At 69.4% G+C, this 21,387-nt stretch carries 20 protein-coding genes; 8 read left to right on the forward strand and 12 right to left on the reverse strand.

Features of this window, described 5'->3' with window-relative positions:
- The first annotated feature begins 88 nt into the window (after positions 1–88).
- Positions 89–2,167, forward strand: a complete 2,079-nt coding sequence (locus tag ACWF7A_RS11675; RefSeq protein ID WP_452250386.1) for an MMPL family transporter — start codon at positions 89–91, stop codon at positions 2,165–2,167.
- Here ACWF7A_RS11675 and ACWF7A_RS11680 read toward each other — a convergent pair.
- On the reverse strand, positions 2,098–3,069 hold the full coding sequence (locus tag ACWF7A_RS11680; RefSeq protein ID WP_452250387.1) for a YVTN family beta-propeller repeat protein: 972 nt from the start codon (positions 3,067–3,069) through the stop codon (positions 2,098–2,100). The two genes, ACWF7A_RS11675 and ACWF7A_RS11680, sit on opposite strands and share 70 nt — an antisense overlap.
- Before the next feature lie 227 nt (positions 3,070–3,296).
- Entirely contained in the window at positions 3,297–5,333 is a 2,037-nt protein-coding gene (locus tag ACWF7A_RS11685; RefSeq protein WP_452250388.1) for a DUF2339 domain-containing protein, read from the reverse strand.
- Positions 5,334–5,445: 112 nt separating this feature from the next.
- Here ACWF7A_RS11685 and ACWF7A_RS11690 point away from each other — a divergent pair, with 112 nt between their 5' ends.
- From ACWF7A_RS11690 to ACWF7A_RS11710, 5 genes are read left to right on the forward strand one after another with little or no spacing between them, the layout of a single operon-like run.
- Positions 5,446–6,411 (forward strand): LacI family DNA-binding transcriptional regulator, encoded by a 966-nt coding sequence (locus tag ACWF7A_RS11690; protein ID WP_452250664.1) that lies wholly within the window; start codon positions 5,446–5,448, stop codon positions 6,409–6,411.
- On the forward strand, positions 6,408–7,817 hold the full coding sequence (locus ACWF7A_RS11695) for a sugar ABC transporter ATP-binding protein (RefSeq protein WP_452250389.1): 1,410 nt from the start codon (positions 6,408–6,410) through the stop codon (positions 7,815–7,817). The genes ACWF7A_RS11690 and ACWF7A_RS11695 overlap by 4 nt, the downstream gene beginning before the upstream one ends.
- Entirely contained in the window at positions 7,814–8,719 is a 906-nt protein-coding gene (locus tag ACWF7A_RS11700; RefSeq protein WP_452250390.1) for an ABC transporter permease, read from the forward strand. The genes ACWF7A_RS11695 and ACWF7A_RS11700 overlap by 4 nt, the downstream gene beginning before the upstream one ends.
- A 30-nt stretch (positions 8,720–8,749) precedes the next feature.
- On the forward strand, positions 8,750–9,661 hold the full coding sequence (locus ACWF7A_RS11705; protein ID WP_452250391.1) for a substrate-binding domain-containing protein: 912 nt from the start codon (positions 8,750–8,752) through the stop codon (positions 9,659–9,661).
- The gene (locus ACWF7A_RS11710; RefSeq protein WP_452250392.1) at positions 9,658–10,521 is read left to right on the forward strand and encodes a ribokinase; all 864 of its coding nucleotides are present in this window, start codon (positions 9,658–9,660) and stop codon (positions 10,519–10,521) included. The genes ACWF7A_RS11705 and ACWF7A_RS11710 overlap by 4 nt, the downstream gene beginning before the upstream one ends.
- Before the next feature lies 1 nt (position 10,522).
- Here ACWF7A_RS11710 and ACWF7A_RS11715 read toward each other — a convergent pair whose 3' ends face one another.
- On the reverse strand, positions 10,523–11,491 hold the full coding sequence (locus tag ACWF7A_RS11715; protein WP_452250393.1) for a right-handed parallel beta-helix repeat-containing protein: 969 nt from the start codon (positions 11,489–11,491) through the stop codon (positions 10,523–10,525).
- Between the two features lie 159 nt (positions 11,492–11,650).
- Between ACWF7A_RS11715 and ptsP the strand changes: the two genes are divergently transcribed.
- On the forward strand, positions 11,651–13,282 hold the full coding sequence (gene ptsP, locus ACWF7A_RS11720) for a phosphoenolpyruvate--protein phosphotransferase (protein ID WP_452250394.1): 1,632 nt from the start codon (positions 11,651–11,653) through the stop codon (positions 13,280–13,282).
- On the opposite strand, the gene ACWF7A_RS11725 is transcribed toward ptsP, so the two are convergent.
- On the reverse strand, positions 13,279–13,683 hold the full coding sequence (locus ACWF7A_RS11725) for a RidA family protein (protein ID WP_452250395.1): 405 nt from the start codon (positions 13,681–13,683) through the stop codon (positions 13,279–13,281). The genes ptsP and ACWF7A_RS11725 overlap by 4 nt on opposite strands.
- 70 nt (positions 13,684–13,753) lie before the next feature.
- Here ACWF7A_RS11725 and ACWF7A_RS11730 point away from each other — a divergent pair, with 70 nt between their 5' ends.
- Positions 13,754–14,203, forward strand: a complete 450-nt coding sequence (locus ACWF7A_RS11730) for a MarR family winged helix-turn-helix transcriptional regulator (protein WP_452250396.1) — start codon at positions 13,754–13,756, stop codon at positions 14,201–14,203.
- Here the strand turns inward: ACWF7A_RS11730 and ACWF7A_RS11735 are convergent.
- From ACWF7A_RS11735 to ACWF7A_RS11770, 8 genes are read right to left on the reverse strand one after another with little or no spacing between them, the layout of a single operon-like run.
- Positions 14,200–15,072: a LysR family transcriptional regulator gene (locus ACWF7A_RS11735; RefSeq protein ID WP_452250397.1), complete on the reverse strand. Its 873-nt coding sequence runs from the start codon at positions 15,070–15,072 to the stop codon at positions 14,200–14,202. The two genes, ACWF7A_RS11730 and ACWF7A_RS11735, sit on opposite strands and share 4 nt — an antisense overlap.
- Positions 15,069–16,079, reverse strand: a complete 1,011-nt coding sequence (locus ACWF7A_RS11740) for a hypothetical protein (RefSeq protein ID WP_452250398.1) — start codon at positions 16,077–16,079, stop codon at positions 15,069–15,071. The genes ACWF7A_RS11735 and ACWF7A_RS11740 overlap by 4 nt, the downstream gene beginning before the upstream one ends.
- Entirely contained in the window at positions 16,064–16,537 is a 474-nt protein-coding gene (locus ACWF7A_RS11745; protein ID WP_452250399.1) for an RNA polymerase sigma factor, read from the reverse strand. Before ACWF7A_RS11745 ends, ACWF7A_RS11740 begins: the two co-directional genes overlap by 16 nt.
- A gap of 29 nt (positions 16,538–16,566) precedes the next feature.
- On the reverse strand, positions 16,567–16,734 hold the full coding sequence (locus tag ACWF7A_RS11750) for a DUF397 domain-containing protein (protein WP_452250400.1): 168 nt from the start codon (positions 16,732–16,734) through the stop codon (positions 16,567–16,569).
- Between the two features lie 13 nt (positions 16,735–16,747).
- Complete coding sequence (locus ACWF7A_RS11755; protein ID WP_452250401.1) at positions 16,748–17,650, reverse strand: Scr1 family TA system antitoxin-like transcriptional regulator; 903 nt, start codon at positions 17,648–17,650, stop codon at positions 16,748–16,750.
- Between the two features lie 9 nt (positions 17,651–17,659).
- A complete protein-coding gene (locus ACWF7A_RS11760) occupies positions 17,660–18,838 on the reverse strand; it encodes a glycine C-acetyltransferase (RefSeq protein WP_452250402.1) in 1,179 nt (392 codons plus the stop codon).
- Entirely contained in the window at positions 18,838–19,869 is a 1,032-nt protein-coding gene (gene tdh / locus ACWF7A_RS11765) for an L-threonine 3-dehydrogenase (protein WP_452250403.1), read from the reverse strand. Before tdh ends, ACWF7A_RS11760 begins: the two co-directional genes overlap by 1 nt.
- A 36-nt stretch (positions 19,870–19,905) precedes the next feature.
- Positions 19,906–21,360: an SDR family oxidoreductase gene (locus tag ACWF7A_RS11770; RefSeq protein WP_452250404.1), complete on the reverse strand. Its 1,455-nt coding sequence runs from the start codon at positions 21,358–21,360 to the stop codon at positions 19,906–19,908.
- Between the last annotated feature and the right edge of the window lie 27 nt (positions 21,361–21,387).

The following is a 21,387-nucleotide window of genomic DNA, read 5'->3' on the forward strand; positions in this document are numbered from 1 at the left end:
GTTCACGGGATTTACAGACGGTAACCCAGGAGGCCGGTCGTCGATGTTCGCGAAGTGGGGATCTATCGCATATCGCCGCCGGTGGGTGGTGTTGATCGCGACCGTACTGCTCGCGGTCGTCGGCGGTGTGTGGGGCATCGGCGTGTTCGACAAGCTCAGCCAGGGTGGTTACGAGGCTCCTTCCAGTGAGGCGGCGCGGGCCGACAAAGTAGCCGAGGAGGCGTTCGGGCGGCAGAACGGTGACGTGATCGTCATTTATCGCGGCGATTTCGCGAACCCGCTCGAGCTCAAGAAGGTCGCCGACCACATCAGCGGCTTCCCCAAGGACGACGTGCTCAAGGCCGTCGGGCCGGTGCCGTCCGACGACAAGCAGCAGGCTCTCGTCGCGATCACGCTGAGCAGCGGTGACTCGAACGAGCAGATCAAGCAGTTCCAGGACGTCCAGTCCCAGCTGAAGATCGACGGCTTCACCGAGCAGGTCGGCGGGCTCGTGCCCACCCAGAAGGCCATCAACGACATGTCCCAGGAGGACCTGACGCGCGCGGAGATGTTCTCGCTGCCGCTGGTCCTGCTGCTGCTCGTGATCATCTTCGGCGGCCTGGTGGCCGCGAGCCTCCCCGTCGTGGTCGGCGGTCTCTCGATCATGGGCGCGCTCGGCGTGCTGCACGCCGTGGCCATCTTCACCGAGGTCAACTCGTTCGCGGTCAACGTCGCCTCGCTGCTCGGCCTGGGCATGGCGATCGACTACGGGCTGTTCATGGTCGGCCGGTTCCGCGAGGAGCTCGCCCAGGGACGCACGACCGAACAGGCCGTCGGCCGCACGGTCGCGTCGGCCGGCCGCACCGTCGTGTTCAGCGCGACGCTGCTGGTCATCGCACTGGCCGGGCTGCTGCTCTTCCCGCACGGCTTCCTGAAGTCCCTCGCCTACGGCGGTGTGGCCTCGGTCGCCATCGCGGCGCTCGTCTCGATCACCCTGCTGCCCGCGTTGCTCGGCGTGCTCGGCCACCGGGTCGACAAGCTCGCGATGCCGTGGCGCAAGAAGGAGCCCAGCGAACGCGGCTGGCGCAGGCTCAGCGGCAAGGTCATGAAGCGGCCCGTGCTCATCGCCGTGCCGATCGTCGGCGTGCTGCTCGCGCTCGGCTCGCCGTTCCTCGGCGTGCAGTTCGGCCAGGTCACCGAGAAGGTCCTGCCCGAGGGCAACGCCGTGCGCGTGGCCACCGAGAACATCAACCAGAACTTCTCGGCGCTCTCCAACACCGGCTTCAAGATCGTCGTCAGGGGCGGTGACGAGGCCGCGGTCCAGGCCTACCTGGGCAAGGTCAAGGACGTCCCGGGCGTCGGCGAGGTCCAGCCGACCGGCTCCGGCAACGGCGTCACGGCCGCGTCCGCCGGGCTCGACAACGACGCGCTGAGCGAGGAGTCCAAGCAGGCGCTCGAGGACGTTCGCGCCCTCGAACCTCCCGCCGGTGCCGAGGTGCTGGTCGGCGGCAACACCGCCACGGTCAGCGACTCGCTCGACGCGATCGCCGCCGGACTGCCGCTCATGGTCACGCTGCTGGTCGGTGCGACGCTGATCCTGATGTTCCTGGCGTTCGGCTCGGTCGTGCTGCCGATCAAGGCCGTGCTCATGAGCGCGCTGTCGCTGTCCGCGACGTTCGGCGTGCTGGTCTGGATCTTCCAGGACGGCCACGGCGCCGACTGGCTCGGCGTCACGCCGGGGCCGCTCGAGTCCGGCATCGTCGTGCTGATGGCGGCCATCGTGTTCGGTCTGTCGACGGACTACGAGGTCTTCCTGCTCAGCAGGATGGTCGAGGCCCGCGGTCAGGGCGCGACGACGGAGGAGGCGGTCACGACCGGCCTCGCCAAGACCGGCCGCGTGATCACCTCGGCCGCGCTGCTGCTGATCGTGGTGACCGGCGCGTTCGCGTTCTCGCAGGTCGCGATGATGCGGTTCGTCGGCGTCGGCATGATCCTCGCGCTGGCGCTCGACGCCACCGTGGTCCGGATGCTGCTCGTGCCCGCCGTCATGAAGCTGCTCGGCAACGCCGCGTGGTGGTCACCCGGCCCGCTCAAGAAGATCCAGGAACGCCTGGCGCTTCACGACGAGCCGGTGGACGACCTCGACGACTTCGACGACGAGGTCCGCAGGCCCGTCCCGGTCGGCTGAGGCGGGAAGGCGATCATGGCCGCGTCGAACAGGCGCGGCCTCGCCTCCAGCTCACCCGTCTTCATCAGGTACGTGGTGAGCACGGCGTTCGTGCTGTCCAGAACCGTCGTCGTCGCGCCGGTGGCGAGGAAGACCCTCGTGTCACCCGGCGCGATGGCGACGCTCGGCGAGTCGATCGGCAAGCGTTCGCGCACCGTCATGGTCGCCGTGTCCACGACCACCACCGACCGCTCCTTCGGCAACGTCACGTAGGCCGTGGCGCCGTCCGGGGTGACGGCGATGCTGCCCGCTCCCCTGCCGACCTCCACCGCGCCGACGACCTGGTTCGTGGTCGTGTCGATCACCGACACCGTGCCGGGCGTCTTCGTCCCGAGGCGCATGCTGCTCACGTAGAGGCGCTTGCCGTCCGGGGAGATCGCCAGGTGCTGCGGCAGCCCGCCGACCTGCACCGCCGAGGTCTGGAACGCCGTCGCCGTGTCGATCAGGCCGACCGTGCCGTCCTGGGAGTTCGCGACGTAGAGGATCTTGTTGTCCGGGTGGACGGCGAGGCCCTGCGGCTGCCCGCCCGCCTTGATCACCGCGACCAGCTGGAAGCTCTCCGGGTTCACCACCGCGACGCCGCCGCTGGCCGAGACGTAGAGCCGCCGGCCGTCCGGGCGCATCGCCGCGTGGGAGAGCTGGACCTGGGTGAAGAGCCGGTCGACGATCGCACCGCTGCGGGGGTCGACGACGGTGATCGCGCCGGTCCACCCGTTGATCACGTAGAGCCGCCGCCCGTCGGGCGACACCGCGACACCCGTCGCACGGCCCCCGGTGTCGGCCTGCACCAGAACGGCACCGTTGCGGGTGTCCACGACCTGGACGAGACCGGTCTTCCCCACCACGTACGCAAGCGGTGCCACCGATGCGGAAGAAGTGGTCGTGTACTCGTGCCCTTGGTGAACACCCGTCGCCGCGAAGGCCGCTGAGAGCGCTAGAACCGCGGCCACGAGGCGTGGCTTTGCCATACGGCCGATGGGAACACTTCCGGGTGCTTTCGATCCACTTCAGTCACTCGACCGAGGGAAATCTATGCCTGGATGTAGTACGGCTGTCGTCCGCGACGGCGGTGCGGACGACAGCCGTCCCATCAGTAGGAGTGCGGAGCCACCGGTTTGGATTCATACGACTCGGGATTCCTCGCCGATGTCACCAGTTTGGCGTAACGAGCGCCCGCGGTGAGCAGGACCAGACCGGCACCGAGGAACGCCAGCACGCGGGCGACGCCGTCGAGCGCGGAGAGGTCGAACAGCACGAGCTTCACGACCGCGGCGGCGACGAGGATCAGGCCGGAGATCCGCAGCGCCTTGTTGTTGATCCCCCTGACCAGCAGGAACAACGCGGCGATCGTCCACGACACGGTGACGATGGAGTGTCCGAAGAGGAACCCGGTCTCGTCCGGCGAGATGAGCAGCGCCGCGCACAGCACCACTCCGGCCGCGCCGTAGAGCAGCACGAGCCCCGAGACGATCCACGGGAACGGGTGCCTGGCCGGCTCGCGCAGCACCTGCATCTTCAGCGCGGCCCACGGCAGCACGGCCGCGAACACGCCGAGCACGATCGCCGTCACCAGGCCCGCCGCGTAGTCGCCCGGCTCGACGTTGCTGAAGAACCGCGGCTCCGAGATCAGCCACGTGATCGGGACGGCCAGGCCCATCGTCATGATGAACCCGACGACACCGAACGCGATCGAGCCCACCAGCGCGCTCTTCTTGTTCAGCTGGGCCGCGAGGAACGCCAGCAGCACGGCCTCGGCCAGCACGATCGCCGTGCGGACGTTGCCGTCGAGCGCGATCACCGTGGTCTGGAACAGCGCGAGCATGCCCGTCGCACCGGCCGCGGTCGTGAACGCGCGGGGCAGGTCGGGGACCATCCAGATCGCGAGCAGCACGGCCGCGACCGCACCGGCGAGGATCGAGTTGGCCGGGTTCTCCAGCAGCGTCGTCGCGAACATCGCCGGCAGCGCCGACCCCGCGATCAACGCGATCGCGACGATGTCGTCGGGACGCTTGCGGATCGTGAGGAACGCGACCGCGATGCCGACGACGGTCGTGGCCGCGGCGACGCCGACCACGGTCCACTCGTAGGTACGCGGGATGGCGTTCGCGGTGGTGAGCAGTGAGGCGAAGATCGGCGGGAAGCCACCGGCGATGGCGAGACCCGGCCAGTTGCGACGGATGTGGACCGGCGTGCTGGCCATCTTGAGCACGAGCAGGAAGCCGACGAGCAGGACCGTGAAGCCCTCGGTGATGATCGGCGAGCACACGGCGCAAGCTGCGACGACGGTGACCGCGAGCGCTTGCGACTCCCACTTCAGCGCGAGCACGACACCGGCCGCCGCGACGGCGAGTCCGACGACGAGGCCCACGCTCTCGGGCAGATATCCGTAGAGGCTGGTCGCCGCGATCACGTCCAGGTAGAGCCCGGCGAAACCGGTGAAGGCCAGTGCCATCGCCCCGGTGCGACCGGTGGGGTTGCGGTGCAGCCACATGCCGATGCCGACCAGCGCGCCGCTGAACACCGCGCCGCCGATCACACGCGGCAGCGGGCCGAGCCAGCCGCGCTGCACGGCGAGGACCAGCAGCAACACGAAGCCGAGCACGGTGATCGCGCCACCGACCCACGCCAGCAGCTTGGCTCCGGCGCCGTCCTTGCCGAGCTTCTCGAACAGGGTCTCGCGCGGCTGCTGCGGCCACGGCTGCTGCTGCGGGTGAGGCCACTGCTGCTGACCGGGCGGAGGCGGGAACTGGGGTCCGGGCGGCGGGAACTGCGCGCCGGGAGGAGGCGGCGGAAGCTGCTGGCCGGACGGCGCCGGGGGCAGCTGGGCCGAGGCCGCGGACTGCTGCGACCAGGGGTTCGGCTGCTGAGGCGCGCCCGCCGGCGGCTGCTGCTGCGGTGCGCCGACGGGTGCCTGCTGCGGCACCCCGGCAGGCGGAGTCGGGACGGTCGTGGCCGGCGGCTGCGGCACCGCGACCGGCCGCGCCACCTCGGGTGCCTCGAGAACCGCGGTCGCGGTCGAGGTGGAGCGCTCACGCAGCTCCGAGCTGATCGTCGTCAGCCGCTGCCCGATGGCCGCGAGCTCCAGCGCGAGGCGCTGCTCGTCTCCGAGGCGATCCTGTCCGTCCATGTGATCAGAGTGAGGCAGGGCACCCCCAGTTACATCCGTACACCTACTCATCCACTGGTCTCGGCTTGACTACATCCATGTGTAATCGATTAACTACGGCCTCGTGACGACCATGAAGGACGTCGCGCAGCACGCAGGCGTCTCCACAGCCACCGTGTCGCGCGTGCTCAACGGGCACGCCGCACCCACGCCCGAGACCCGTGAGCGCGTGCTCGCCGCGATCGAGGAACTCGGCTACCGGCCCAACGCCCTGGCGCGATCCCTCAGGACCACCAGCACCCAGACCCTCGGTCTGGTCATCAGCGACCTGCTGAACCCGTTCTTCGCCGAGATCGCCCGAGCGGTCGAGGACGAAGCCCGGTCACACGGCTACTGCGTCGTGATCGGGAACGCCGACGAGAACACCGAGCAGGAGGCCACCTACGTGCGCACCCTGCTCGACCGCCGGGTGGACGGCCTCCTGCTGTGCCCAGCGACCGACGACCCGAGTCTGGTTCGCGAAGTGAGCGCAGGCGGCGTACCCCTGGTTCTGCTCGACCGGACGGTCCGGGGCGCCACATGCCCCGTCGTCCGCGCTGACGGCAGCGAGGCGTTGACCGCGCTCGCCCGGCGGCTCGTCGGCGCCGGCCACACCCGCATCGGAGTGATCGCGGGTCCGCCGAACACCTCCACTGGAAGAGAACGAACCGACGTGCTCACGGGGTCGCTCGGCGGCCTCGCGCAGGTAGTGCACGGCGACTTCCGCCAGGAGAGCGGCAGCCAGGCCGCCGCGAGGCTCCTCGACGACGGCGCCACGGCGCTGGTCGCGATGGACAACCTGATGGGCCTCGGCGCGCTGGGCGAGATCCGGGCCCGCGGCCTGCAGATCCCGCACGACATCGCGTTCGCGGTGTTCGACGACCAGCCGTGGTTCCCGCTGCTCGACCCGCCGATCACGGTCATCGCGCAGCCCACCGTCGAGATGGGCAAGGCCGCCGCGCGCAGCCTCCTCGCCCTGATCGACGGACGGCAGCCCGACGACGTCCGCCTCACCGCGAAGCTCGTGCTGCGCGGCTCGCTCGGGGAGGCCGAGCTGTGAACACCCTGATCACCGCCCGCGGCATCACCAAGCACTTCGGCGCCACCAAGGCGCTGGACGGCGTGGACCTCGACATCAACGCGGGCGAGGTCCACGTCCTGCTCGGCGAGAACGGCGCGGGCAAGTCCACGCTGGTCAAGGTCCTCGCGGGCATCCACGGCCACGACGCCGGCACGATCGAGGGCCACACGAGCCTCGCCGTGATCCACCAGGAACTGGCGCTGGTGCCCGAGCTGTCGGTCGCCGAGAACCTGTTCCTCAACCGGCTGCCGAGGAGGTTCGGCTTCGTCGACCGTGCGGAGATGCGCCGCAGGGCACCGGAGCTGCTGAACCGCGTCGGCCTGAACGTCGACCCGGACGCCAAGGTCAAGGACCTCGGCATCGCCCAGCAGCAGATGATCGAGATCGCCCGCGCGCTCGACAAGGACACGGGCGTGCTGATCCTCGACGAGCCGACCGCCGTGCTCACCGAGACCGAGACCGACCGGTTGCTGCAGATCATGGCCCAGCTGCGCGACAACGGTGTCGGCCTCGTCTTCATCACCCACCACCTCGACGAGATCCAGCGCGTCGCCGACCGCATCACGGTCCTGCGCGACGGCCGGAGCGTCGGCGTGCTCGGACCGCGGGCCACCACCCAGCACATGATCGAGCTGATGGTCGGCCGCCCGATCGACGAGCAGTACCCGCGCGCGCACCAACGCCCGGGCAGGCCGTTGCTCAGCATCCAGGGTCTGACCAGGCGCGGAGTCTTCGAGGACATCACCATCGAGGTCCACGCGGGCGAGGTCGTCGGCATCGCGGGCCTGGTCGGAGCGGGACGCACGGAGGTCGCGCGAGCGGCGTTCGGCGTGGACGCCTACGACCACGGCATGGTCGAGGTCGACGGGAAACCGTTGCCCCGCCACAACGTGCAGGCCGCCATCAAGGCCGGTCTCGGCCTGGTCCCGGAGGACCGCAAGGGCCAGGGCCTCGTCCTCACCGCCACGGTCGGCCGCAACCTCGAGCTCGTCACGCTCGACGACCGCGACCAGAAGCGCCTGCACGACATCGCGGGCAAGCTCCGCATCAAGGGCCGCGTCGAGCAGCCCGTGAAGGAGCTCTCCGGCGGCAACCAGCAGAAGGTCGTCATCGGCAAGTGGCTGCTGGCCGACCCGAAGGTGCTGATCCTCGACGAACCGACCAGGGGCGTCGACGTCGGCGCCAAGGTCGAGATCTACGAGCTGATCAACCGCATGACCGCGCAGGGCCGGGCCGTGCTGCTCGTGTCCAGCGACCTGCCCGAGGTGATCGGGATGAGCGACCGCGTCGTCGTCATGGCCCACGGCCGGGTGGCCGGTGAGCTGCCCGAGGGCGCGACCCAAGACCAGGTGATGGCACTCGCCGTGCAGGAGATCTCAGCGTGAGCACGATCAGCATCCGCAAGTACGCCAGCGAAAACGGAGCCCTGGCGGGGCTTGTGATCCTCGCCCTGGCCATCGCGGTCATGCAGCCGGCGTTCCTCAACGCGCAGAACCTGCTCAACGTCGGTGTGCAGGCCGCGGTCATCGCGATCATGGCGTTCGGCATGACGTTCGTGGTGGTCGCGGGCGGGATCGACCTGAGCGTCGGCAGCATCGCCGCGCTCGCCGCGATGGTCGGCGCCCTCACCGCCGGACCGGTCGGCCTCCTGGTCGGCGCGCTCTGCGGTCTCGTCAACGGCGCGTTGGTCAGCTACGGCAAGCTGCCGCCGTTCATCGCGACGCTGGCCATGCTCAGCGTCGCCCGCGGTCTCACGCTGGTGTTCTCCGAGGGGCAGCCGCACGAGACCGACGCGCTGGTCACGTTCCTCGGCTCGAACCTCGCGCCGATGGTCCCGTTGCCCCTGCTGCTGATGCTCGCGTTCTTCGGCGTCACCGGCCTGATCCTCACGCGCACCAACCTCGGCCGTCGCATGTACGCGATCGGCGGCAACGAGGAGGCCGCGAAGCTCAGCGGCATCGACGTGCGCCGCAACAAGCTCTGGATCTACGCGCTCTCCGGCCTGTTCGCCGCCGCCGCGGGCCTCGTGCTCGCGGGACGGCTCGGGTCCGCCGGTCCGCAGGCAGCGGTCGGCTACGAGCTCGACGCCATCGCCGCGGTCGTCATCGGCGGTGCGTCGTTGTCCGGTGGCGTTGGCCGCGCCACCGGGACGTTGGTCGGCGCACTCGTGCTCGCCGTCCTGCGCAACGGCCTCAACCTGCTGCAGGTCCCGCCGTTCTGGCAGCAGGTCGTCATCGGTGCGGTGATCGCTCTCGCCGCGCTGCTCGACTCACTTCGCCGTCGCTGAGAAAACCCGCAACAGGTAAGGAAGACACCAATGAAGGTGACCCGACGGATCGCGCTGACGCTCGGTGCCGCTGCTCTCGTGGCGACCGGCTGCAGCGGAACCGGGGCGTCCGGAGACATCACCATCGGCCTCGCAGTGTCCACTCTGAACAACCCGTTCTTCGTGGAGCTGCAGCAGGGCGCGCAGGAGATGGCGAACCAGCTGGGAGCCAAGCTCACCGTGGTCGACGCGCAGAACGACGCGACGAACCAGGTCAACCAGGTGCAGACGCTGGTGACCCAGGGCGTCAAGGCGATCATCCTCAACCCGGTCGACTCGAAGCAGTCCGCGCCCGCCGCGAAGGCCGCCGAGACCGCGAACATCCCGCTGATCTCGGTCGACCGCGCCGTCGAGGGCAAGGTCGCCGCCGAGGTCGCCTCGAACAACGTCTCGGGCGGCAGCCTCGCGGCCATCGAGCTCGGCCGTGCCACGTCCGGTGAGGTCGCGCACCTCAAGGGCATCCCGGGCGCGTCGGCGTCGCGTGACCGCGGTCAGGGCTTCGAGCAGGGCTTGAACAGCGGCAACATCAAGGTCGTCGCCTCGGCCGTCGCCGACTTCGACCGCGCCAAGGGCCTCAACGAGACCACGAACCTGCTGCAGGGCCACCCCGGTCTCAAGGGCCTCTTCGCCGAGAACGACGAGATGGCGCTCGGCGCGATCAAGGCTCTCGGCGCCCGTGCCGGCAAGGACGTCCAGGTCGTCGGCTTCGACGGCACCCCGGACGGCCTGAAGGCGATCCAGGACGGCACGCTCGCCGCGACCGTCGCCCAGCAGCCGAAGCTGCTCGGGTCGAAGGCCGTCGAGCAGGCCGTGCACGCCGCCAAGAACGAGCCCGTTCAGCAGGTCGTGGACGTCGAGGTCAAGGTCATCACCGCGAAGAACGTGGCAGAGTTCGTCAAGTGACACAGACTCTGCTCGTTCTCGGGTCCGCCAACGCCGACCTCGTGGTCGAGGTCGGCAGGCGGCCCGCCGGCGGTGAGACCGTGCTCGGCGGCGACACCGTCGTGCTGCCCGGCGGCAAGGGCGCGAACACCGCCGTCGCCGCCGCTCGCGTCGGTGCGTCCGTCTCGCTGGTCGGCGCTGTCGGTGGCGACGGGTACGGCGCGCTGCTGCGCGAGTCGCTGGAGTCGTCCGGTGTCGGCACCGCGCTGGTGAAGACTTCCGATCGCCCCACCGGGATCGCGTACATCACCGTGACGCCGGACGGCGAGAACTCGATCGTCGTCTCCCCCGGCGCGAACGCCGACGTGTCACTGTCCGATGTGGACGCCCTGTCGTTCGACGGCGTGCGGGTGCTGACCTGTTCGCTGGAGGTGCCGCTGGAGACGGTGGTCCACGCGATCGGCGTCGCCTCGAAGGCCGGCGTCACGACGGTGCTGAACCTGTCGCCGGTCGCCGAACTGCCCGCGGAGACGTTGCGGCAGCTCACCGTTCTGATCGTGAACGAGCACGAGGCCGCGCAGCTCGCCGCGGACTGGAACGGCCTGCTCGACCTGGGCCCCAGCTCGGCGATCATCACGCTCGGCGCGCGCGGCGCCGCCGTGGTCGAGAAGTCCGGCGTCGTCGAGGTGCCGTCGGTCGAGGTCGACGAGGTGGTCGACACGACCGGTGCCGGTGACGCGTTCGCCGGTGCGCTGTCCGCCCGCCTCGCCGAGGGCGACGACCTGGTGCGGGCCGCGCGTTACGCCGCGAAGGTCGCCGCGCTGTCCGTCACGAAGGCGGGCGCGCAGCCGTCCTACCCGACCGCGGCCGAGGTCGGCTGACCTACGCCCGCACCGCCGCGCGGTCGTCGAACAGGTCCTCGTCCGGCAGCGTGTACCTCTCGACGTTCGGCGCCCTGTCCGGCAGAGGCCCGTCCGGCATCTCCGGCTGCACCGGCGGCGCGGCGACCTGGGTGAACGGGATTCCGCGCGGTGCCCTGGCCTTCTTCCCGGGACCGACGACCACGTCGCCCCCGGGATTGCCGGTGACCAGGTTGCGGGACATTCCGTCGCGCGGCCTTCCCGTGATGCTCATGCCGATCCCGAACGCGCTGTTCTCGCGTGCCGGTGACAGCGCTTCGTCGTTGTCGGAGACGAGGTTGCCGACGAACACCACGTCGTCCAGCGCGGAGGCGTCCGAGGTCAGGCCGACGCGGTTGCCGCTGAACCTGTTGCCCAGCACGAACATCCGGCCGGACGCGTTCGTGCCCGCGTACCCGACGGCGTTGCGCTCGGCGACGTTGCCGCGCACCACGACGTCGCACGGCTGGCACTGGCGCACGTGGAATCCGGAGTCCGTGCTGCCGCTCGCGTAGCTCTGCTCGATCACGCCGTGCTGGGCGCCCAACGCGTAGATGCCGTTGATCGCGTTGTTGCTCGCTGTCACGTACGAGATGCGGAAGCCCTGCGACCGCGAGATCAGCACGCCGTGGGACGTGTGGTTGCGGACCGTCAGGTTCTGCACCGTCACGTCCGGCGCGGACAACACGATCCCGTCGGCCCGCCTGACCTCACCGTCGATGATCACGCTGCCGCGCTGCACACCCCTGATCGTCACCCCGCGCGTGCCGACCCGCACCGACTCCCGGTAGACGCCGGGTGCGACCAGGATCGTCGCGCCCTCACGCGCCACGTCGACGGCGGCCTGGATGGTCCCGGCCTGCCCCGGAACTCTGATCTCCAGCCTGGGGTCCTCGGGCGACGAGCACCCGGCGACGAGAAGCGCTACGGCGCAGGCGTACAGAAAACGCACGGCAGGCACCGTACTGCTCTGTTCGGCCCAATGGAGCGCTGCCCCTGTTTTCATCTGTGTTACGCCATGAAGACGAGCTTCGCGTCGTTCCGCATTCTGTGTGCCGGTTGGTCACACTGAGCTGTCCTGGGTTCCCAGCTGGAGGGTATGGTCTAGACCATGTCGAGCGCGCGGCTGAGCGGTGTCGGTGTCAGCAGCGGTCGGGCAACCGGCCCCGTGGTAAGGGTGACCGAGGCCCTGCCGGAACCCCCTGCGGGCCTGCGAACAGCGGATACGAAGATGGAAGCCTCCCTAATCCGTCCCGCGACGGAGGTCGTGGCGCAGCGCCTGATGGAGCGCGCGAAGACGGTCGAGGGTGATGCCCGTGCCGTGTTGGAGACCACCGCCGCGATGGCGGGCGACCCGTCGCTCATCAAGGCCGCCGAGAAGCTCGTCGTCGACCAGTCGCTGACCGCCGCACGCGCCGTGCACCAGGCCGCCGCGAAGTTCATCACCGCGCTGCAGTCCGCCGGTGGCTACATGGCCGAACGCGCCCGCGACGTCCAGGACGTCCGCGACCGCGTGGTGGCCGAGCTCCTCGGCCTGCCCGCACCCGGCGTCCCCGACCTGGCCTCGCCGTCCGTGCTGGTGGCGCGCGACCTCGCGCCCGCCGACACCGCGGGCCTCGACCCGGCGAAGGTCCTCGCCCTGGTCACCGAGGAGGGCGGCCCGACCTCGCACACCGCGATCCTCGCCCGTTCGCTCGGCATCCCGGCCGTCGTCGCGTGCCGCGGCATCCTCGCGTTCGAGGGCACCTCTCTCGACGTCGACGGCGACACCGGCCAGGTTCGCGAGTCGGACGGCAAGGTCCGCACGGCCGGCACCGGCAAGAAGGCCGAGTGGAACGGCGTCGGCGTCCTCAAGGACGGCCTGCGCGTGAAGGTCCTCGGCAACGTCGGCTCCCCCGCCGACGCCCAGGCCGCCGCTGCGGCGGGTGCGGAGGGCGTGGGCCTCTTCCGCACGGAGTTCTGCTTCCTGGACGCAGCTGAGGAACCGACCGTTGCTGAGCAGACTGCTGCTTACGAGGCTGTGCTGGCGCCGTTTGCGGGCAAACCCGTTGTGGTGCGCACCCTCGACGCGGGCGCGGACAAGCCGCTGGCGTTTCTGAGCCCGGACCCCGAGCCCAACCCGGCCCTGGGCGTCCGCGGCCTGCGCGTCGCCTTCGACCGTCCCGAGGTCCTCGACCGCCAGCTCGAGGCGATCGCCGCCGCGGCCAAGTCCTCCGGCGCCGACGTCTCGGTCATGGCCCCGATGGTCGCCACCGCCGCCGAGGCCGCGTGGTTCGTCGAACGCGCCCGCAAGGCCGGCATCGCGCGCGTCGGCGTGATGGTCGAGGTCCCGTCCGCCGCCTTGTCCGCGAAGGAGATCCTGCAGGTCGTCGACTTCATCTCCATCGGCACCAACGACCTGGCCCAGTACGTCTTCGCCGCCGACCGCCAGCTCGGCGGTGTCGCGGCGCTGAACGACCCGTGGCAGCCCGCGTTGCTGCGCCTGATCGCCCTGGTCGGCGAGGCGGCCACCGCCACCGGCAAGCCCGTGGGCGTCTGCGGCGAGGCGGCGGCCGACCCGCTGCTCGCGTGCGTGCTCATCGGCATGGGCGTGACGTCGCTGTCGATGAACCACACCGCGCTCTCCGGCGTCGGCGCGAGGCTCGCGACGTCCAGCATGGACCTCTGCCAGCTCGCGGCCCGCGGCGCACTGGCGGCGGGCGACCCGGCGTCGGCCAAGCTGGCGGCCCGCGCCCCGCACTAGCTGACTGCGGTCACGCGGATCTCGATGCGCATCTTCGGGTGACCGAGGGCGGTGACCCCGCTCTCGGTCCAGATCGGCGCACGCTCGCCCATGCGCGCACGGAACTGCTCCACCATCACGCGGTTGTGGTCGTCGAACGAGTCGTCGCCGAGCACGTGGTACGAGTTCACGTGCACGACGTCGGCCCACGACGCGCCTGCCGTCGCGAGGGTGCGCTCGACGTTCTCGAACGCCTGCACGATCTCGTCCTCCAGCGAGGCGGGGAACTCGAACGAGTCGTCCCAGCCGCCCTGACCCGAGATCTCGACGCGGTCGCCGATGCGCACCGCCTGGCTGTAGTGCATGTTCTTCAGCTGCGTCTCGCCGTATCCGGGGGTGGCGAAGAACTCCGGCTTGCTCATGATTGCCTCCTATGACTTCATGCTTGAAGTCAACGTAGCATGACTTCAAGCATGAAGTAAGCTGCGCGGCATGGAGTGGCTGAACGCCGAGGAGAAGGACGCCTGGACCGGGCTGGTCTCGTTGCTGCTGCTGATGCCGGGCCGGCTGGAGGCGCCGCTGCAGCAGGAGTCGGGGCTGAGCCTCTTCGACTACCTGGTGCTCAGCCACGTTTCCGAGGCTCCGGACCGCACCATGCGCATGAGCAAGCTCGCGCACCTGGCGAACGGGTCGCTGTCGCGGCTGTCCAACGTGGTCAAGCGCTTCGAGCAGCGTGGCTGGGTGGTGCGGTCGCCCGATCCCGACGACGGCCGCTACACCGTCGCCTTCCTCACCGACGAGGGCTACGAGGTGGTCAAGGAAGCCGCGCCCACGCACCTGCGCGCGGTCCGGCAGTGCGTGCTCGACCCGCTCTCCGCCGCCGACCGCCAGGCGCTGATCCGCATCGCGGCCAAGCTGAACGTGACCATCCCGCCGCCCTAACGCGGGCGCAGCTCGTCGAGCACCGCCCTGATCAGCGGATGGTCCTCGGACCCGCGACGCACCGCCGCGACGACCCGCCGCAACGGCGCAACGCCCGACACGGCCCGTCGTACCGCCACGGCGCTGCCGACCCGCACGCCGCCGACGGCGTTCCGGGGCGCCAACGCCACCCCCGCACCTGCCGCGACCAGTGCTTCGATCGCGCGGAAGTCGTCAGAGGTGTGCCTGATGCGCGGCGTGAACCCGGCTTGCGCGCACGCCATCTCCACGACGTCCCGCAGCGGGTTGCCGGGCAGCGTCACCACCCAATCCTCGTCGGCGAGCGACGCCAGGTCCACTGGTCCGGAGACCGGGTGCCCTGGCGGCAGCACGACGTCGAAAGGCTCCGTGTAGAGCGGAAACCGGGTGAAGCGCTCCGTCGTGCGGTGCTCCTCGGTGATCGCCACGTCGATCTCGCCGTCGAGCAGGAGCCGCACGCTCTCGTGCCCCTCGGCGTCGCGCACGGAGAGTTCGATCGAGCGTTCCTTCAACGCCGCCAGCGCGGGCGCGACGACCTGCGTGATCGCCGACGCGAACGCCGCTACCGCCACGCGCCCGGCGGTGCCGGCGGCGAGAGCGTCCAAAGTGGCCTGTGCGCGCTCCAGTTCGGCGGCGACGACGTGGGCGTGCGCGACGAGCAACGAACCGGCCGGCGTCAGCGACACCCGCCGTCCCTTGCGCAGCAACAACGGATGCCCTGCCTCGGACTCCAGTGCTGCGAGCTGCTGCGACACCGCTGACGGCGTGAGGTGCAGCGCGGCGGCTGCGGCCGTCACGGTGCCGTGGTCAGCTAGCGCGCGCAGCACGCGGAGCCGTCGTGGGTCGATCACCGCTCAATGATGGGGGATTCCACTTCGCCGTTCACGGGGACGCCCAACGGGAGGGCCGGCTCGACGTTCGTCCCCTCCAACAGGAGGTACTGCTCCTCCGCGATCGGCGTCCTCGCGGGAAGGCCGTGCTGGGACGTCGTGATGACGTTCCGCTTCAAGATCGGCTTGCCCGTCGCGGGGTTGATGACGAACTCGGTCTCGACGTCGTCGAACTGGAACTGCTTCAGCGCGGGGATCGCCACCCCGACGCCCACGCCCCCGTTGGGCAGGGGCACGCGGTCGAGGTACCGCACCCCGTCGAGCGACTTCAGCAGCTCGAACGCTCCCCGGCGCTGGTCGTCGCGCACGTCCGCGATCATCACCGCCATGACGAGGTCCGCGAGCTCGTAGGCGCCCTTCTCCTCGGGCTGCAGCTTCGCCTTCATGCCAGCCGGGTCCGCGGGCAGGTCGTCGAACGACTCCAGCCGCTCCCAGTAGGCGGACGTCAGCGAGAGCCCGCTGACGTAGGACTCCTGCACCGCCGGCGCCATCGGACCGATGCGCACCGACCGGCTGCCGTTGAGCTGGGGCACGACCTCAGGACGACCTGCGGCTTCCCACGCGTTCTTGTCGTCCCGCGAGTACGGCGCGACCTCGCCGTCCTTCTGCACCACCGCGATCTCGCGGTTCCCGGCCTGCCACTGATCGGTCTTGGAGTCGAACCGCACGACGTACGGTTTCGTCGACCCCTCGACGACCATCAACGACGACTGCTGCCGCAACACCCGCCACCACTTGGAGATGGCACCCGGCTGCACGGGCTGAGAAGGCTCAGGCAGCACAACGACCGCAAGGGCGATCACAGCGGCGACGACGGCCAACGGAGCGAACCGCCTCACGAACTGCTTCCGCGCCGGCCTCTCTCGCGGCAACGTGACGATGCGTGCGAGGTCGCGTTCCATCCGGCCGGGATCGACCTCGGGTGTCGGTGGCCTGGCCTGCGCCAGGTCTTTCAGGATGTCTTCCACGACGCCCTCGCACGGTCGAAGTTCGGTGTCCAGAGAGCGGCCTGCAACCGCCGCCGAGCCCGATGCAGCCGCACGAAGAACGTCGCGGTCGTGCACCCGAGCACCTGCGCCGCCTCGGCCGCGGCCAGTCCGTGCCACGCGATGAGCGTCAGCACCTCCTGGTCCACCTCGGACAGACTCGCCAGGGCCGCACGCAGTTCGATCACCGCGAAGTCGTCCTCCGCCGGGAAGTCGGTGAGCTCGATGTGCGTCGTCTGCCGACGGGCCGAACGCACCAGGTTGCGGGCGATGCCGAGCAACCACGGCAGCGCGTTAGACGGCATCTGGTCGGACTTGTGCCACGCGATCGTGAAGGTCTCGCTGGTGATGTCCTCGGCAAGCCGCAGCCCCGCGTGGCTCGCCGCATAAGCGAGCACCCGCGGGTAGCACTCGCGGTAGACAGCCGAGAAGTCCTCCACGTGAGGAAGTGCGCCGACCGGCCGGATTCTTACCGGCTAGTGACGCGGGTCACATCGCGGAGGAATGCGGACCACGCTTCACCCGACACGGGGAGGTGCGTGGCCGGTGCCTTGCTGTCCCGGATGCCGACGCCGCGCCCGACCTCGACGCAGTCACTCGAGTTCGGGCTGTATGAGCTCTTGCGCCAGGTAGACATGCGGAACGTCTCCTCAGATCAGGAAGCCGGTGATCAGCTCCTTCGATTCTTCCGGATCGAGAGCTTGATCGTCGAGCCGCTTCAGCACGGCGGTGTAGACAGCAATTGACTTCGGGTCCTCCAAGAAGAGGCCGGAGTTCTCGCCTTCGAGGAAGACGGCAGGCTCGAACTTCTCGTAGCCGAGCCGGATGAATGATCCTGAAACACCGGCGTGAGAGCCGATCGAGGCCGGTACGACTCGCACGGTCATGTAGGAACGCTGTGCCATCCCCAGTAGGTGGATGTATTGATCCTTCATCACGTCTGGTCCGCCTACGGGCAGACGCAGTGCGTATTCGTGGATGTAGAAGACGAACGCGCGGCTCCAGTGGAAGAGCTTGTGGCGTTCGAGCTTCGCCGCGATGACCTTCTCGTAGTCGACCGACTCGGGCTGAGCCACTCCGTCCACGGCGGCACGCATGTAGTCGGTGGTCTGGAGGTGGCCAGGGACGAGGAGCGACGACCAGACGGTGATCTCGTTGGCGAGGAGTTCTTGCTTGAGCAGCGTGGACATCTGCTCTGACCCGCCGGGGAACTCGAGGTAACCGCGTTCCCGAGTCTCGCGGAACAGCGCGAGCAGCCGCTGGGCCTCCGGCGTCTTGACGTGGCAGAAACCCAGCAGCAGCGTCACGTCGGCTTCGGTCACGCCGCCCTTGCCGCGGACCAGGTCAGAGAGTTTGGCTTCGTCCCAGCCGAGTTCTTCGGCGATCTTGCGGTGAGTCAGTCCGGTCTGCTCGATGGCGTACCGGACGCCCTCGCCGAGCTCTCGACCCACCACACTGGACTTTCGTCGTGGCATGTCGAAGAAAATAGAAGAAAAGTTCGTACCGGCTCCAGGGTTTTCCTCGAAAGAAGTAGTTCCTTGGAGCCGGTACAAGTCCGATCTCTACATCTTTTCGCGTGCCGCGATAAACGCGTCCACCGCCCGGTTAACGTCTTCGGTGGTGTGCGAAGCCGACATCTGCGTGCGGATACGCGCCTTGCCGTGCGGCACGACCGGGTACGAGAACCCGATGACGTACACGCCCTGCTCCAGCAACAGGTCCGCGAGCCTGGCCGCCTCCGCCGCGTCGCCGATCATCACCGGGATGATCGGGTGCTCGCCGGGGAGCAGGTCGAAGCCGGCCTCGGTCATCCGCCGGCGGAACAGCTCGGTGTTCGACCGCAGCTGCACCAGCAGCTCCGACGAGGACGACAGCATGTCGAGCGTCGCGATGGCGGCCGCGGTGATCGAGGGCGCCAGGGAGTTCGAGAACAGGTACGGGCGCGAGCGCTGGCGCAGCAGTTCGACGATCTCCTTGCGGCCGGACGTGTACCCGCCGGACGCGCCGCCCAGCGCCTTGCCCAGGGTGCCCGTCACGATGTCGACGCGGTCCTGCACGCCGAACAGCTCCGGGGTGCCGCGGCCGGTCGGGCCGGTGAAGCCGACAGCGTGCGAGTCGTCGACCATTACCAGGGCGTTGTAGCGCTCGGCCAGGTCGCAGATCTCGTCCAGCGGCGCGAGGTAGCCGTCCATGGAGAAGACGCCGTCGGTCGCGATCAGGCGGTAGCGGGCGTCGGCGGCGTCCTTGAGCTGGCGCTCCAGGTCGTCCATGTCGCGGTTCTTGTAGCGGAACCGGCGAGCCTTCGACAGCCGCACGCCGTCGATGATCGAGGCGTGGTTCAGCTCGTCGGAGATGATCGCGTCCTCGGCGCCGAGCAGCGTCTCGAAGAGACCGCCGTTCGCGTCGAAGCAGGAGCTGTAGAGGATCGTGTCCTCGGTGCCGAGGAACTCGGAGAGCTTGCGCTCCAGTTCCTTGTGCGGTTCCTGGGTGCCGCAGATGAACCGCACCGAGGCCATGCCGAAGCCCCAGTCGTCCAGCGCCTTCTTGGCGGCCTCGATGAGCGTCGGGTGGTCGGCGAGGCCGAGGTAGTTGTTGGCGCAGAAGTTCAGCACCTCGTCGCCGGAACCGACGCGGACGGCGGCGTTCTGCGGGGTGGCGATGACGCGTTCGGACTTGTAGAGCCCGGCCTCCCTGATCTCCTCGATCGTCTTGAGGAGGTCGTTCTTCAGCTCGCCGTACATCAGGCTCCCGTCCAGTCGAGGATGACCTTGCCGCACTTGCCTTCACGCGCGGTGGCGAACGCCTCCGCGTGCTGCGTGTGGTCGTACCGGTGCGTGATGACCGGCGCGAGGTCGAGGCCGCGCTGCAGCAGCACGGTCATCGAGTACCAGGTCTCGAACATCTCGCGGCCGTAGATCCCCTTGATGTGCAGCATCTTCAGCACGACGCTGCTCCAGTCGACGGAGAACTCGTCCGCGGGCAGTCCGAGCATCGCGATCCGGCCGCCGTGGGCCATGTTCGCGATCATGTCGCGCATCGCGACCGGCTTGCCGGACATCTCCATGCCGACGTCGAAGCCCTCGGCCATGCCGAGTTCCCGCTGGGCGTCGGCGATGGTCTTCTCGGCGACGTTCACCGCGAGGTCGACGCCGACCTTGCGGGCCAGGTCGAGGCGGTGCTCGGAGATGTCGGTGATCACGACGTTGCGCGCGCCCGCGTGCTTGGCGACGGCGGCGGCCATGATGCCGATCGGGCCGGCGCCCGTGATGATCACGTCCTCGCCGATGACCGGGAACGACAGCGCGGTGTGCACGGCGTTGCCGAACGGGTCGAAGATCGCGGCCACGTCCAGGTCGACCTGCGTGCGGTGCACCCAGGCGTTCTGCTCGGGCAGCACGACGTACTGCGCGAACGCCCCGTCGGAGTGCACGCCGAGGCCGCGCGTGTTCGCGCAGAGGTGGCGGCGGCCGGCCTTGCAGTTGCGGCAGGTCCCGCAGACGAGGTGGCCCTCGCCGCTGACCAGGTCGCCGACCTTCACGCCGGTGACGCTGCCGCCGACCTCGACGACCTCGCCGACGAACTCGTGGCCGAGGACCAGCGGCGCCTTGATGTTGGTCGCGGCCCAGTCGTCCCACGAGTCGATGTGCAGGTCGGTGCCGCAGATACCGGTGCGCAGCACCCTGACCAGCACGTCCGTCGGTCCGGGGGTAAGGTCCGGGACGTCGGTCAGTTCGAGGCCAGGCCCAGCGGCGACCTTGACGAGAGCCTTCATGCGGGAAGTTTCACCCTTTGCTGCTTGTGCAGTCCATCAGGACTTTCTGAAGTTCTTGTGCAGCTCGGCTTCATTGGCGATGTTGCGCACCATGCCGCCGAACACGATGCCGTGGAACGGCCAGACGGCCCACCAGTAGAGGTGTCCGGCGAGCCCTTTGGGGACGAACACGGCGCGTTGGCGGTAAGTGGACCCGTGTCCCTCGTTGGCCGCCACTCGAAGCTCCAGCCACGCCTTGCCGGGCACCTTCATCTCGGCCCGCAGCCGCAACAACTTCCCGTGCTCGATCTCCTCGACCCGCCAGAAGTCGAGCGCCTCACCCACGTAGAGCCGCTGCGGATCACGCCGTCCACGCCGCAGCCCCACGCCGCCGACCAGCCGGTCCATCCACCCCCGGACCGCCCAGGCCAGCGGGAACGAGTACCAGCCGCGTTCACCGCCGATGCCCTCGACGACCTGCCACAGCCGTTCGGGCGTCGCGTTCGTGCGCTGCTCGCGGTCGTCGGTGTAGACCGAGCCACCGGACCAGTCGGGGTCGGTCGGCAACGGTTCGCTCGGCGCGCCCGGCAGCGTCGCCCCCGACCAGCGGGTCTCGACGTCGGCGTCGCGGATCTTCGACAACGCCAGTTCGACGGCCTTGTCGTAGCCGGTGTTCTCGCCCGGCAGCACCTCGCGGATGTCGTTCTCGTGGCACACCACCTCGTGCACCAGCGACTCGATCAACGGCTTGGCGATCGACTTCGGCACCGGCGTGACGACGTTGACCCAGTGCGACGACAGGCCCGGCGTCAGCAGCGGCACGGGCAGCACACGGCGCTTGGGCAGGCCCGCGACCTCGGCGTACCTCATCATCATCTGCAGGTACGTCAGCACGTCCGGGCCGCCGATGTCGAACGTGCGGTTCTCGTTCTCGAGCGTGGTGGCCTCGACCAGGTACCGCAGCACGTCCCGCACGGCGATCGGCTGGATCCGGTTGTGGACCCAGCGCGGCGTGACCATGACCGGCAGCCGTTCGGTGAGGTAGCGCAGCATCTCGAAGCTCGCCGAGCCCGACCCGATGATCACCGCGGCCTGCAGCACCACGGCCTGCACGCCGGACTTCAGGAAGACATCGCCGACCTCCTTGCGGGAGGCCAGGTGCGGCGACAGCTCGACGCCCTCGGGGTGCAGTCCGCCCAGGTAGACGATCCGCTTGACGCCCGCGCGTTCCGCTGCCCGGGCCGTGTTCTCCGCAGCCTTGCGGTCGGCGTCCGCGAAGTCCTTCGAGTGCAGCGAGTGCACGAGGTAGTGGACGACCTCGACGTCCCGCATGGCCTCGTCGAGATCCCCGAGCACGTCTCCGCGCACGATCTCGACGTCAGCCGCCCACGGGACGTCGCGCAACTTCTCCGGCGAACGCACCAGGCAGCGGACCTCGTGCCCTTCGGCCAGCAGCCGGGGCACGAGTCGTCCGCCGAGGTATCCGGTCGCGCCGGTCACGAGGCATCGCATGCCTCGATCCTGCTGGTTCGCAGGTCG

The sequence above is a fragment of the Lentzea sp. NPDC055074 genome (assembly GCF_053608005.1).